Annotated in this window: 15 protein-coding genes; 13 read left to right on the forward strand and 2 right to left on the reverse strand. The window is 70.0% G+C overall.

Features of this window, described 5'->3' with window-relative positions:
* On the reverse strand, nucleotides 1–222 hold a 222-nt coding region (locus AC3WQM_RS15795; protein WP_492679988.1), incomplete at its 3' end, for a hypothetical protein.
* Nucleotides 223–254: 32 nt separating this feature from the next.
* Between AC3WQM_RS15795 and AC3WQM_RS15800 the strand changes: the two genes are divergently transcribed.
* Complete coding sequence (locus AC3WQM_RS15800; protein WP_492679990.1) at nucleotides 255–602, forward strand: hypothetical protein; 348 nt, start codon at nucleotides 255–257, stop codon at nucleotides 600–602.
* Here AC3WQM_RS15800 and AC3WQM_RS15805 read toward each other — a convergent pair.
* Nucleotides 585–1,394 carry an enoyl-CoA hydratase gene (locus AC3WQM_RS15805; protein ID WP_492679992.1) on the reverse strand — a complete coding sequence of 270 codons (810 nt, stop codon included), beginning with the start codon at nucleotides 1,392–1,394 and terminating at the stop codon, nucleotides 585–587. The two genes, AC3WQM_RS15800 and AC3WQM_RS15805, sit on opposite strands and share 18 nt — an antisense overlap.
* 170 nt (nucleotides 1,395–1,564) lie before the next feature.
* Here AC3WQM_RS15805 and AC3WQM_RS15810 point away from each other — a divergent pair, with 170 nt between their 5' ends.
* The 12 genes from AC3WQM_RS15810 to AC3WQM_RS15865 all read left to right on the forward strand — a co-directional run bounded on the left by AC3WQM_RS15810 (nucleotide 1,565) and on the right by AC3WQM_RS15865 (nucleotide 13,400).
* A complete protein-coding gene (locus tag AC3WQM_RS15810; RefSeq protein WP_062478158.1) occupies nucleotides 1,565–2,722 on the forward strand; it encodes an acyl-CoA dehydrogenase family protein in 1,158 nt (385 codons plus the stop codon).
* Nucleotides 2,723–2,840: 118 nt separating this feature from the next.
* Entirely contained in the window at nucleotides 2,841–4,019 is a 1,179-nt protein-coding gene (locus AC3WQM_RS15815; RefSeq protein WP_492679994.1) for an acetyl-CoA C-acetyltransferase, read from the forward strand.
* Nucleotides 4,020–4,110: 91 nt separating this feature from the next.
* Entirely contained in the window at nucleotides 4,111–4,929 is an 819-nt protein-coding gene (locus tag AC3WQM_RS15820) for an ABC transporter ATP-binding protein (RefSeq protein WP_062478152.1), read from the forward strand.
* Nucleotides 4,926–5,645, forward strand: a complete 720-nt coding sequence (locus AC3WQM_RS15825) for an ABC transporter ATP-binding protein (RefSeq protein ID WP_492679996.1) — start codon at nucleotides 4,926–4,928, stop codon at nucleotides 5,643–5,645. Before AC3WQM_RS15820 ends, AC3WQM_RS15825 begins: the two co-directional genes overlap by 4 nt.
* A 13-nt stretch (nucleotides 5,646–5,658) precedes the next feature.
* The gene (locus AC3WQM_RS15830; RefSeq protein ID WP_056577629.1) at nucleotides 5,659–6,531 is read left to right on the forward strand and encodes a branched-chain amino acid ABC transporter permease; all 873 of its coding nucleotides are present in this window, start codon (nucleotides 5,659–5,661) and stop codon (nucleotides 6,529–6,531) included.
* 40 nt (nucleotides 6,532–6,571) lie between these two features.
* Nucleotides 6,572–7,567: a branched-chain amino acid ABC transporter permease gene (locus AC3WQM_RS15835; protein WP_492679998.1), complete on the forward strand. Its 996-nt coding sequence runs from the start codon at nucleotides 6,572–6,574 to the stop codon at nucleotides 7,565–7,567.
* A complete protein-coding gene (locus AC3WQM_RS15840) occupies nucleotides 7,557–8,573 on the forward strand; it encodes a phosphotransferase family protein (RefSeq protein ID WP_492680000.1) in 1,017 nt (338 codons plus the stop codon). The genes AC3WQM_RS15835 and AC3WQM_RS15840 overlap by 11 nt, the downstream gene beginning before the upstream one ends.
* Nucleotides 8,573–8,947 (forward strand): DUF6285 domain-containing protein, encoded by a 375-nt coding sequence (locus tag AC3WQM_RS15845; protein ID WP_492680002.1) that lies wholly within the window; start codon nucleotides 8,573–8,575, stop codon nucleotides 8,945–8,947. The genes AC3WQM_RS15840 and AC3WQM_RS15845 overlap by 1 nt, the downstream gene beginning before the upstream one ends.
* Before the next feature lie 3 nt (nucleotides 8,948–8,950).
* Nucleotides 8,951–10,237: an acyl-CoA dehydrogenase family protein gene (locus AC3WQM_RS15850; RefSeq protein ID WP_492680004.1), complete on the forward strand. Its 1,287-nt coding sequence runs from the start codon at nucleotides 8,951–8,953 to the stop codon at nucleotides 10,235–10,237.
* A gap of 70 nt (nucleotides 10,238–10,307) precedes the next feature.
* Nucleotides 10,308–11,525, forward strand: coding sequence for an ABC transporter substrate-binding protein (locus tag AC3WQM_RS15855; protein ID WP_492680006.1), 1,218 nt, complete (start codon nucleotides 10,308–10,310; stop codon nucleotides 11,523–11,525).
* Between the two features lie 37 nt (nucleotides 11,526–11,562).
* On the forward strand, nucleotides 11,563–12,372 hold the full coding sequence (locus AC3WQM_RS15860) for an enoyl-CoA hydratase-related protein (protein ID WP_492680008.1): 810 nt from the start codon (nucleotides 11,563–11,565) through the stop codon (nucleotides 12,370–12,372).
* Nucleotides 12,369–13,400: a phosphotransferase gene (locus AC3WQM_RS15865; protein WP_492680010.1), complete on the forward strand. Its 1,032-nt coding sequence runs from the start codon at nucleotides 12,369–12,371 to the stop codon at nucleotides 13,398–13,400. The genes AC3WQM_RS15860 and AC3WQM_RS15865 overlap by 4 nt, the downstream gene beginning before the upstream one ends.
* The last annotated feature ends 8 nt before the right edge of the window (nucleotides 13,401–13,408 follow it).

The following is a 13,408-nucleotide window of genomic DNA, read 5'->3' on the forward strand; positions in this document are numbered from 1 at the left end:
GGCCAGCACCTGCGGCGGTGCCAGCACCTGCGGCGGCACCAGCACCTGCGGCGGTGCCAGCACCTGCGGCGGCACCAGCACCTGCGGCGGTGCCAGCACCTGCGGCGGCACCAGCGCCTGCGGCAGTGCCAGCACCTGCGGCGGCACCAGCGCCTGCGGCGGTGCCAGCACCTGCGGCGGCACCAGCACCTGCGGCGGTGACAGCGCCTGCAGCGGCGTCATCGTCGGTGGAGCCGTCCGGCAAGAGGGTGTTCATGGGCGAGCGCTGCAAAGGCGTGACGGTCTATATCCAGATCTACGACAACAGCCAACGGGACGTTGTCCGAACCTATCGCGAACCTTGGCAAAAAATGCTCGCCAATGTGCCGCCGATCGAAGACGTCAGCGAGTCCGCACGCAAGTACAACCGTCTGCCCCCCCGGCAGGTGAACCAGCCGACGGTGCGCTTTCACGACGAGGCCTCGATCGACTGTGCTGTCGCACTGGGCCCGCAAGTCGGTTATCCCAACTGGCTGGTCGAACCGTTGTCGCCTCGCCTCAATCCCACTCGCCGCACGGTCGAGGTCTGGATTCCGACCTCCGCGTCATTCCCCGCGCGGTAGGTCTTTCTGCGCCCGCCCGCGCGCCTGCACCGCCTCGCGCCGCGCGCGCAGCACCTCGGGCGTGAGCGACGCGGCCCATTCGCGCGTGGCGGCCTGCTCCAGCGCCATGCCTTCGGCAAAGCTGCGCGCATGGCCGTCGTCGATCAGGCGCTTGTAGACCGGCAGCATCTCGGGCAGCGCGCTCGCGATGTCGGCGGCCAGTGCCAGCGCCTGGGGCATCAGCTGCTCGGGCGTGGTCACGCGGTTCACCAGCCCCCAGCGCTCGGCCTGCTCGGCGCCGACGAAGTTGCCGCTGAAGGCCATCTCTTTCGCCCGCGCAATGCCGATGAGCCGCGACAGCCGCTGAGACAGCCCCCAGCCCGGGATCACGCCGATGCGCGCGTGGGTGTCGGCAAAGCGCGCCTCGCTCGACGCGATCAGCAGGTCGCAGGCCAGCGCCACCTCGAGGCCGCCGGTGATGGCCGCGCCGTTCACGGCGCCGATCACCGGGCGCGGAAAGTTCGCGAGCGCGGTGGCCACGTCGGTGCCGGCGTCGCCGGTGATGGCGCCGGGGTCGATCTCGCGCAGGTCCAGGCCGGCGCAGAAGGCGCGGCCCGCGCCGGTGAGGATCAGCACGCGCACGCTGTCGTCCTGCGCGAGCGCGTCGAGCGTGCGCACCAGCGCGCGCCGCAGCGCGAGCGACAGGGCGTTCATGGCCTGCGGGCGGTTCAGCGTGAGGCAGGCGCAGCCGTCCTGCGGGCGGGTGAGCAGGAGGATGTTGTCGGCGTCGTGGTCGGTTGCAGGTGTGTTCATGGCGTGTCAGTGTTGGGCGCAGGCCGGGCCGCGGCATCGTCGGAACGGACGAATCCGGCGGGCTTGTCCCGCTCACGACTCGAAACCCGCGCCCGCGTCGGCACCATGCGCCGCATTGTCTTCAATCCGTCCATCCTTGAATTTCACAGAGAAAGAAGGAGCGTCCCACCATGGACTTCAGCCTCACCCCGGCCCAGCTCGACCTGCAGGAACGAACGCGCCGCTTCATCGCCGAGGAGGTGATTCCGCTCGAATCCGACCCCCGGCAGGATTCGCACGGCCCCGCCGAGGCGCTGCGCGACGAGCTGGTGGCACGCGCGCGCCGCGCCGGCCTGCTCACGCCGCACGCATCGAAGGAACACGGCGGGCTGGGCCTGTCGCACGTCGACAAGGCCATCGTGTTCGAGGAGGCGGGCTATTCGCCGCTCGGCCCGGTGGCGCTCAACATCCACGCGCCCGACGAAGGCAACGTGCACCTGATGGAGGTGGTGGCCACGCCGGCGCAAAAGGCGCGCTGGCTGCAGCCGCTCATCGACGGCCACGTGCGCTCGTGCTTCTGCATGACCGAGCCGCCACCCGGTGCCGGCTCCGACCCGTCGATGATGCAGACCGTGGCCGTGCGCGACGGCGACCACTACGTGATCACCGGGCGCAAGTGGTTCATCACCGGCGCCACCGGCGCGGGCTTCGCGATCATCATGGCGCGCATGGAAGACGGTTCGTCGACCATGTTCCTGGCCGATATGGACCAGCCCGAGATCGTGATCGAGCGGCAGATCGACGCACTCGACAGCTGCTTCACCGGCGGCCACGGCGTGGTGCGCTTCGACGGCCTGCGCGTGCCGGCCACCGACGTGCTGGGCGCCATCGGCGAGGGCTTTCGCTACGCGCAGGTGCGGCTGGCGCCCGCGCGCCTCACGCACTGCATGCGCTGGCTCGGCGCCGCGCGCCGCGTGCACGAACTCGCCGCCGACTACGCCCGCCGCCGCCAGGCCTTCGGCCATGCGCTGGTGGAGCACGAGGGCGTGGGCTTCATGCTGGCCGACAACGAGATGGACCTGCACGTCTCGCGCCTGACCATCTGGCATTGCGCGTGGGTGCTCGACCAGGGCGGCAAAGGCCGCCACGAGTCCAGCGTGGCCAAGGTGCTGTGCTCGGAGGCCGAGTGGCGCGTGGTCGACCGCTCGGTGCAGATCCTGGGCGCGAGCGGCGTGTCGGACGAGACCGTAGCCGCGCGCATCTTTCGCGACATGCGGGCCTTCCGGATCTATGACGGCCCGTCGGAAGTGCACCGCTGGAGCATGGCCAAGCGCCTGGCCAAGGCCTGAGAGCGTAGGGGCGCAAGGCGCCGCCGCCCAAAATCGTCGGTTCCGACGACGCTGTGCGGCGGCGCGGCGCCAACAATGCGCTGGACTGCCGAACCGAACCCATCACCGGAGATTTCACATGCCCGAAGCCTATATCGTCGCCGCCGCGCGCACCGCCGGCGGCCGCCGCAACGGCCGCCTTGCCGGATGGCACCCGGCCGACCTGGCCGCCCAGGTGCTCAACGCGCTCGTGGAGCGCACCGACGCCGACCCCGCCCTGATCGAGGACGTGATCATGGGTTGCGTCGGCCAGGCCGGCGAGCAGGCCTCCAACGTGGCGCGCAACGCGGTGCTGGCCTCGCGCCTGCCCGAGTCGGTGCCCGCCACCTCGGTCGACCGCCAGTGCGGCTCGTCGCAGCAGGCGCTGCACTTCGCGGCGCAGGCCGTGATGTCGGGCACGATGGACATCGTCATCGCCGCCGGCGTCGAGAGCATGAGCCGCGTGCCCATGGGCCTGCCCACCACGCTGCCGCTGAAGAACAACCTGGGCTTCTACGTGAGCCCCGGCATGGAAAAACGCTACCCCGGCATCCAGTTCAGCCAGTTCACGGGCGCCGAGATGATCGCGCGCAACTACGGCATCGAGAAAGAAGCGCTCGACCGCTACGCGCTCGAAAGCCACCACCGCGCCATCGCCGCCACCAAGGCCGGCCACTTCGAACGCGAGATCGTGCCCGTGGCCGTGCGCATGGCCGACGGCACCGAGACCGGCGAGCTGCACACCACCGACGAGGGCATCCGCTACGACGCCACGCTGGAGAGCATCGCCGGCGTCAAGCTCATCGCCGAAGGCGGGCGCTGCACGGCGGCCACCGCCAGCCAGATCTGCGACGGCGCCAGCGGCCTCATGGTCGTGAACGAGCGCGGCCTGAAGACGCTGGGCGTGAAGCCGCTGGCGCGCATCCACCACATGAGCGTGCTGGGCCACGACCCGGTCATCATGCTCGAGGCCCCGCTGCCCGCCACGCAGCGCGCGCTGCAAAAGGCCGGCATGAAGATCGAGGACATCGACCTGTACGAAGTCAACGAAGCCTTCGCGCCCGTGCCCATCGCCTGGCTCAAGGCACTGGGCGCCGACCCGGCCCGCATCAACGTGAACGGCGGCGCCATTGCGCTGGGCCACCCGCTGGGCGCCTCGGGCACCAAGCTGATGACCACGCTGGTCAACGCCCTGGGCCAGCGCGGCAAGCGCTACGGCCTGCAGACGATGTGCGAAGGCGGCGGCATGGCCAACGTCACGATCATCGAACGGCTCTGACGAAGCCGGGCGGACCTTGCGCCGCCAACCTGGCAGCGCCCGCGGGGGCGGCGCTGACCTTTTCCGTTCCCTCAAAAAAAGAGATCGACGCATGATTCATGACACCGATCGCGGAGACAAAGAGAACACCCCCCTGTTGCGCATCGACGCGGTGTCGGTGCGCTTCGGCGGCATCGTGGCGCTCGACGGCGTCTCGTTCGACGTGCGGCGGGGCCAGATCTGCGGCCTCATCGGGCCGAACGGGGCGGGCAAGAGCACGCTGTTCAACTGTCTCTCGCGCCTGTACGAGTGCAGCGCCGGCCGCATCGAGTTCGACGGCCATCCGCTCACGCGCCTGCCGCGCCACCGCATGGCGGGCCTGGGCATCGGGCGCACCTTCCAGAACCTGGCGCTGTTTCGCACGATGACCGTGCGCGACAACGTGCTGGTGGGCTGCCACAGCAAGCACCATGCGGGCTTCCTGCGCAACGCCTTCCGGCTGCCCGGCGTGGCGGCCATCGAGTCGCAGGCGCGCGCGCGGGCCGACCAGCTGATCCACTTTCTCGACCTCGAGGCCGTGGCCGAACGCGAAGTGGCCGACCTGCCTTTCGGCACGCAAAAGCGCGTCGAGCTGGCACGCGCACTGGCGGCCGAGCCGCAGCTGCTGCTGCTCGACGAGCCGGCCTGCGGCCTGAACCACGAAGAACTCGAAAGCCTGGGCACGCTGATCCGCGACATCCGCGACCGCCTGAACGTGACGGTGCTGCTGGTCGAGCACCACATGAGCCTCGTGATGGGCGTGTCGGACAAGGTGGTGGCGCTGAACTTCGGCAAGAAGATCGCCGAGGGCACGCCGGCCGAGGTGCGCGCGCACCCCGAGGTGATCCGTGCCTACCTGGGCGAAGAGGCAGAAGCGGAGGCGATGGCATGACGACCAACATCCTCGAAGTGCGCGGCTTGCACGCGGCGTACGGCCCGACGCGCGTGCTGCAAGGCATCGACCTCGACATTCCCACCGGCCAGGTCGTGGCGCTGCTGGGCGCCAACGGCGCCGGCAAGACCACCACGCTGCGCGCGCTGTGCCAGATGATGGTGAGCACCGAGGGCCGCATCATGCTGGCCGGCCAGCGCATCGACGGCCGCTCCACCGAGCAGATCGCCAAGGCCGGCGTGGGCCACGTGCCCGACGGGCGCGGCACCTTCCTGGGCCTCACGACCGAGGAGAACCTGCGCTTGGGCGCCTACGCCCGCGCGAGCAGGGACGGCATCGACGCCGACATGGAGCGCGTGTTCGGCTACTTCCCGCGCCTGCGCGAGCGCCGCGCCCAGCAGGCCGGCACGCTCTCGGGTGGCGAGCAGCAGATGCTCGCCATCGGCCGCGCGCTCATGGGCAAGCCGCGCCTGCTGCTGCTCGACGAGCCCTCCTTCGGGCTCGCGCCGCTCATCGTGAAAGACATCTTCTCGATCATGCGGCGCATCAACAAGGAAGAGCGCGTGTCGATCCTGCTGGTGGAGCAGAACGCCAAGCTTGCGCTCGACCTGGCCGACTCGGCCTACCTCCTGGAAACCGGCCGCATCGTGCTCTCGGGCACGGCCGCCGACATCCGCCGCAACGACGCCGTGCGCAAAGCGTACCTGGGCGAATAAGGGCCACACACCGATGAATGCATTCCTGCACCAACTGCTGGCGGGCCTGGCCACCGGCGGCATCTACGCCAGCGTTGCGCTGGCGCTGGTGATGATCTACCAGGCCACGCACCACATCAACTTCGCGCAGGGCGAGATGGCGATGTTCTCGACCTTCATCGCCTGGAGCCTCATGCAGGCCGGCCTGCCGTACTGGGCCGCCTTCGTCGCGACCGTGGCCCTGTCCTTCGTGCTCGCGGCCGTGGTGGAGTTCACCGTGATCCGGCCCATGCACGACAAGCCGGCGCTGTCGGTGGTGGTGGTGTTCATCGGCCTGCTGGTGATCTTCCACAGCCTGGCGGGCTGGCTCTTCGGCTACACCATCAAGCAGTTCCCGAGCCCGTTCCCGTCGGACGCGTGGTTCGGCAGCGCCATGATGTCGGCGCACGAGATGGGCGCCATCGGCGTCACGCTGCTGGTGGTGCTGCTGCTGTTCGCCTTCTTCCGCTTCACGCCGCTGGGCCTGGCGATGCGCGCCGCGGCGCAGAACGCGGCCTCGTCGCGGCTGGTGGGCATCAACGTCGGGCGCATGCTGATGCTGGGCTGGGGCCTGGCCGGCGCCATCGGCGCGGTGGCCGGAATGATGGTCGCGCCCGTGGTCTTCCTCGACCCGCACATGATGACCGGCGTGCTGCTCTACGCCTTCGCCGGCGCGCTCATCGGCGGCATCGACAGCCCCGTGGGCGCCGTGCTCGGCGGCTTCATCGTCGGCGTGCTCGAGAACCTCATCGGCACCTACGTGGTGGGCACCGAACTCAAGCTGTCGGTGGCGCTGGTGCTGATCGTCGGCGTGCTCATCGTCAAGCCTTCCGGCCTCATGGGCCGCAAGTTGGTCACCCGGGTCTGATCGCATGAACTCTCCCCAAGCTTCCTCCCTGCCGACCGCCATGGCACCGCTCGCCGGGTCGACCGATGCACGCGCCACCGCCAAGCCCTCGCGCTCCCCGCTCGTGTGGGTCGGCCTGCTGATCGTGCTGGCCATCGGCATCACCTTCGTGGCGCGCGGCTACCAGCTGTTCCAGGCGACCATGGTGATCTCGTATGCCATCGCGTTGCTGGGCCTGAACATCCTCACGGGCTACAACGGGCAGATCTCGCTGGGCCACGGCGCCTTCTATGCCATTGGCGCCTACACCACCGGCATCCTCATGGAGCACGCGGGCGTGCCGTACTGGCTCACGGTGCCGGCGGCGGCCGTGGTGTGCCTGATCGTCGGCTACCTGTTCGGGCGGCCCGCGCTCAAGCTCGAAGGGCTGTACCTGGCGCTGGCCACCTTCGCGCTCGGCGTGGCGATGCCGCAGCTGCTCAAGTACAAGCACCTCGAGGCCTGGACCGGCGGCGTGCAGGGCATCGTGCTCATGAAGCCTGCCGCGCCCTTCGGCCTGCCGCTCAACGAAGACCAGTGGCTCTACCTGTTCTCGCTGTTCGTCGCGGTCGTGATGTTCTTCATTGCCCACAACCTGCTGCAAAGCGGCAGCGGCCGGGCCATGCGCGCCATCCGCGACCACGCCATGGCGTCGGAGGCGATGGGCGTGGACAACAGCCACTACAAGGCCATGACCTTCGGCGTCTCGGCCGCGTACACCGGTGTGGGCGGTGCGCTGTCGGCCATTGCGGTGCAGTTCGTGGCGCCCGATTCGTTCACGCTCTTCCTGTCGATCTCGCTGCTGGTGGGCATCGTGGTGGGCGGCGTGGGCACGCTGTACGGCGCGATCTTCGGCGCCATCTTCATCATGTTCGTGCCCTCGCTGGCCGAGAAGGTCTCCAAGGCCGCGCCCTGGGCGGTGTACGGCGTGGTGCTGATCGCCTTCATGTTCGCGATGCCCGGCGGCGTGGTCGGGCTGCTGCGCAAGCTCCAGGCACGCGTCGCCCGTGCACGATGACGCGACGCTGATCGCGAACGCACTGCAGCGGCTGGCCGGGCGGCTCGTGCCAGATGGCCATGCGGTGCAGGCCGTGCGCCGGCTTTCGGGCGGCGCCAGCCAGCAGACCTGGGCTTTCGATGTGACGACCACCGGCGCGGGCCAGACCTGGCCGCTGGTGCTGCGCCGCGCGGCCGATGCCAGCGGCGCGCGCGCCCTGGGCACCGCGGGCCTGGCGGCGGAAGCGCAGCTCATCGAGGCCGCACGCGCAGGCGGCGTGCCCGTGCCCGGCGTGCGCCATGTGCTGCAGCCGGCCGACGGGCTCGGCGAAGGCTTCGTCATGGACCGCATCGAGGGCGAAACTTTGGGCCGCCGCATCGTGCGCGACGAACGCCTGGCCGGCGCGCGCCGCGTGCTGGCGCGCCAGTGCGGCGCGGCCATGGCGCGCATCCACCGCCTGCCCGCACACGGCCTGCCGCCGCTGCGCACGGCCGCCGCGCGGGCCGAGCTCGACTTCCAGATCGGCCTGCACCGCAGCCACGGCACCGCGCGCCCCGTGTTCGAACTCGCGTTCCGCTGGCTGCGCGCGCACGCGCCGGCCGATGTGCCCGCGCCGGTGCTCGTGCACGGCGACTTCCGCAACGGCAACCTGATGGTCGGCGAGGAGGGCCTGCGCGCTGTGCTCGACTGGGAACTCGCGCACGTCGGCGATCCGATGGAAGACCTCGGCTGGATGTGCGTGCGCTCCTGGCGCTTCGGCCACGGCGCGCTGCCCGTGGGCGGCTTCGGCACGCGCGAACAACTGTTCGAGGGCTACACGGCCGAGGGCGGGCAGGTCGATGCCGCGCGCGTGCGCTGGTGGGAGGTGCTGGGCACGCTCAAGTGGGGCATCGTCTGCGAGGCCATGGTGCATGCCTGGCTCAGCGGGCGCGAGCGCGACGTGGAGAAGGCCGCCATCGGTCGCCGTGCGTCGGAGGCCGAGTCGGACCTGCTGGCGCTGCTCGCCCCCGAGGAGGAGGCCGCCTGATGCAGGACCGCCCCGACGTTGACGAGCTGCTCGAGGCCGTCGCCGCCTTCCTGCGCGAGCAGGTGGTGCCGGCCACCGAAGGGCAGGTCGCGTTCCATGCGCGCGTGGCCGCGAACACGCTCGACATCGTGCGGCGCGAAGTGCAGCTCGGCCCTGTCGCGCAGGCCAGTGAGTTGACGCGGCTGCACACGCTGCTGGGCCCTGGCGCACCCGCCGACCTGGCGGACGCCAACCGCCTGCTCTGCACCCGCATCGCCTCGGGCGAACTCGACGCCGCCACCCCCGGCCTGATCGACCACCTGCGCCAGACCACGCGCGACAAGCTCGCCATCAACCAGCCCGGCTATGCCGCCGGCACGAAGAAGAAAGACTGAGCCATGGACTTCGACCTGCCCCGCGACCTCGTCGACTACCTCGCCGAGCTCGACGCCTTCATCGACCGCGAGATCGCGCCATTGCAGGCGCAGGACGACAACGAGCGCTTCTTCGACCACCGCCGCGAATGGGCCCGCACCGACTTCGAGAACGGCGGCCTGCCGCGCCCCGAGTGGGAAGCGCTGCTGGCCGAGGCGCGCCGCCGCGCCGACCGCGCGGGCCACCTGCGCTTTGCATTGCCCGCCGAATTCGGCGGGCGCGACGGCAGCAACCTCTGGATGGCCGTGATCCGCGAGCACTTTGCGGCGCGCGGCCTGGGCCTGCACAACGACCTGCAGAACGAACACTCGATCGTCGCCAACAACCCCTTCGTGCTCGCCATTCGCGACTTCGGCACGCCCGCGCAGTGCGACGAACTCATCCAGGGCATGCTCGACGAGCGCGTGCGCCTGACCTTCGGCCTCACCGAGCCGCAGCACGGCTCCGACGCGACGCACATGGAAACCCGCGCCGTGCCCGAGGCACGCCATGGCCGCGCCGGCTTTCGCATCGACGGCGAAAAGATGTGGACCACCGGCATGCACACCGCCACGCACTGCGTGCTGTTTGCGCGCACGAGCGGGCGCGACGGCGACGCGCGCGGAATCAGCGCCTTGCTCGTGCCCGCGCAGGCCGAGGGCGTGAAGATCGAGGAGTACCTCTGGACCTTCAACATGCCCACCGACCACCCGCGCGTGAGCTTCACGAACGTGTGGGTGCCCGAAGACGCCGTGCTTGGCCCGCTCGACGGCGGCCTGGCCATTGCCCAGCACTTCGTGCACGAGAACCGCATCCGCCAGGCCGCGTCGAGCCTGGGCGCCGCCGACTACTGCGTGCGCGAGAGCGTCAAGTACGCGCGCGAGCGCAAGCCCTTCGGCGAGGAGCTGGCGCGCAACCAGGGCATCCAGTTTCCGCTGGTCGAGCTGGCCACGCAGGTCGAGATGCTGCGCCTGCTCATCCGCAAGACCGCGTGGCAGATGGACCAGATGCCCAAGCCGCAGGTCGAGAAGCAGCTGTCCGACAAGGTCTCGATGTGCAACTACTGGGCCAACCGCCTCGTGTGCGAGGCCGCCGACCGCGCGATGCAGGTGCACGGCGGCATCGGCTATTCGCGCCACAAGCCCTTCGAACACATCTACCGCCACCACCGCCGCTACCGCATCACCGAGGGCTCCGAAGAGATCCAGATGCGCAAGGTGGCGGGCCATCTCTTCGGCTACATGGGGCCGAACCGGGCCACCTCCGCCTGAACCGCTTTCCGACGACGACTGACGACGCAGGCCACCCGGCCACTCAGCAACACAGAAGGAGACACGCGACATGGTTCATCCGCTTTCCCGCCGCACCGCCCTGGTGGCTGGCCTTGCCACGCTCTGCATCAGCCTGCCGGCCCTGGCCCAGAAGAAGCCCGAAGCCGGCGTGAGCGACGCAGAGATCGTGCTGGGCATGCCCATGCCGCTGTCGGGGCCCGTGTCGGGCTACTCGGTGGTCGGCAAGGTGGCCGAGGCCTACTTCAAGAAGCTCAACGAGCAGGGCGGCATCCACGGGCGCAAGGTGCGCCTGTTGATCTACGACGACCAGTACTCGCCGCCCAAGACCGTCGAGGTGGCGCGCCGCCTCGTCGAGGAAGACCAGGTGCTCGCCATCTTCGGCAACCTGGGCACCGCGCCCAACATGGCCATCCAGCGCTACATGAACGCGAAGAAGGTGCCGCAGCTGTTCGTGCAGTCGGGCGCCGCGCAGTTCGACGACGCCGCCAAGTACCCGTGGACCGTGCCCTTCCTCGGCAGCTACCAGGGCGAGGGCCGCGTGTTCGCGCGCCACATCATCGACAACCGCCCCGACGCGAAGATCGCCGTGCTCATGCAGAACGACGACCTCGGGCGCGAAGTGCTCAAGGGCCTGCAGGAAGGCCTGTCGAAGCAGGGCAAGGCGAAGATCGTGGCGCAGGCCACCTTCGAGGTGACCGACCCCACCGTCGATTCGCAGGTGGTGCAGCTCAAGTCGTCGGGCGCCGACGTGCTCGTGATGGCCGCCACCGCGCGCACCGCCGCGCAGGCCATCCGCAAGGTCGCCGATGTGGGCTGGACGCCCGACCGCTACCTCAACTTTGCCGCCGCCTCCGTGAAGATGGCCTTCGAGCCCGCGGGCGCCGACAAGGCCAAGGGCGTGGTCGCGCTCGCCGTCTACAAGGAGCCCATGAGCCCGCGCTGGAGCCGCGACCCCGAGGTGCTCGAGTACCTCGAGCTGCTCAAGACCCACGCCAGCGGCGTCGACCCGAGCAACGGCAGCGGCGTGTCGGGCTACATCGTCGCGCAGCTCATGGCGCATGTGTTGCGCGAGGCCGGCGCCAACCCCACGCGCGAAAGCGTGCGCGTGGCCGCCAGCACCCTCAAGAGCCCGCGCATCTCGATGCTGCTGCCTGGCGTGGCCATGGCCAATTCGGCCGCCGACCTGCACGCCTATGCATCGATGCAGCCCGTGCGCTTCAACGGCGTGGACCTCGACCCGGTCGGACCCGCGCTGAACATGAAGTGAAACCCCCTTATCTACTCACGCCCTTCGGAGCCCACCCATGAGCCAGCCTGACGACCAGGACCCCCTTCTGTACGAACGCGACGGCGACGTCGTCATCCTCAGCTTCAACATTCCCAAGCGCCTCAACCCGCTCACCGTGCCGCTGCAAGAGGCCTTGCGCCAGCGTCTCGCACAGCTGCGCGACGAAGGCGAGGTGCGCGCCGTGGTGCTCACCGGCATCGGCAAATCGTTCTGCGTGGGCGCAGACCTGGGCAGCATGGACGCCAGCGCGCCCGGCAGCCTGGGCCAGCGCACGGCCGACGCGATGGAAGCGATGTCGAACCGCCTCATCGAAGACCTGCGCAGCATGCCCATTCCCGTGGTGAACGCCATCAACGGCCCCGCCGCGGGCGCCGGCGTGGGCGTGGCGCTGGCCGCCGACGTCGTGCTGGTCGCGCGATCGGCCTACTTCTACCTGCCCTTCATGCCGCGCCTGGGCATCGTGCCCGACCTGGGCACCACCTGGTTCCTCGAACGGCTCGTGGGCCGCGCAAGAGCCATTGGCATGTCGCTGCTCGGCGAGCGCCTGTCGGGCGAACAGGCCGCGCAATGGGGCCTCGTGTGGGCCTGCGTGGACGACGCCGAACTGCGCGCCCAGGCGGTGGCCGTCGCGCAGCGGCTCGCGCGCCTGCCCGCGCATGCGGCGCACGAGATCCGCGCCGTGTACGAATCGGCCGCGAGTCAGTCCCTCGTCGGCCAGATGCGCCACGAGGCCGAGCGCCAGCGCGAGCTGATCGACCGGCCCGACTTCGCCGAAGGCGTGAAAGCCTTCCTGGAGAAACGCGAGCCCGTGTTCCGCCGGCCATGAGCGCAGCTGCAGACGCCACCCCAGCAGGCATCGAGTTCGACGCCGACCGCCTGCAGCGCCACCTGCGGCAGGCGCTGCCCGAGCTCGAAGGCCCGATGCGCCTGGCGCGCATCGGCGGCGGACAGTCGAACCCCACCTTCTTCGTCGACTTCGACAACCGCGCGCTGGTGCTGCGCAAGCAGCCGCCCGGCGAGCTGCTGCCCTCGGCCCATGCGGTCGACCGCGAATACCGCGTGCTGCGCGCACTGGCCGACACCGACGTGCCCGTGCCGCGCACCGTGCTGTACTGCGACGATCGCGCCGTGGTGGGCACGCCCTTCTACGTCATGGAAAAGCTCGAAGGCCGCGTGCTGTCGAACTACGCGCTGCCCGGCATCGCGCCCGCCGAGCGCCGCGCGTACTACTTCGCCATGGCCGAAACCCTGGCGCGCCTGCACGCGGTGGACCTTGCCGCCGTCGGCCTCACCGACTACGGCCGCCCCGGCAACTTCTTCCAACGCCAGATCGCCCGCTGGACCCGGCAGTGGGAGGCGTCACGCACCCGCGAAGACGCGAACATCGAGCGCCTCATCGCCTGGCTGCCGGCCAACCTGCCACCGGGCGACCAGACCACCATTGCCCACGGCGACTTCCGTTTCGGCAACCTCATGTTCCACCCCACCGAGCCGCGCGTGATCGCCGTGCTCGACTGGGAGCTGTCCACCCTGGGCCACCCGCTGGCCGACGTGGCCTACAACTGCATGGCCTGGCACACCGGCGCCGACGAGTTCGAAGGCATGCAGGGCATCGACCTCGCGGCCGAAGGCATTCCCACGCAGGCCGAGTACGTCGCCCACTACCAGCAGGCCGGCGGCTGCGCCGAGCCGGTGACGAACTTCCACCTGGCGTTCTCGCTGTTCCGTTTTGCCGTGATCCTCGAAGGCATCGCGGCGCGCGCGAAGAGCGGCAGCGCTGCGGCGACCGATGCGGTGCAGGTGGGCGCGCAGGCCGCGGGGTTTGCGCGGCGGGCGGTGGCGTTGATCGATTAGCCGGTAGC

Source organism: Variovorax sp. FW301-JW7 (assembly GCF_058788795.1).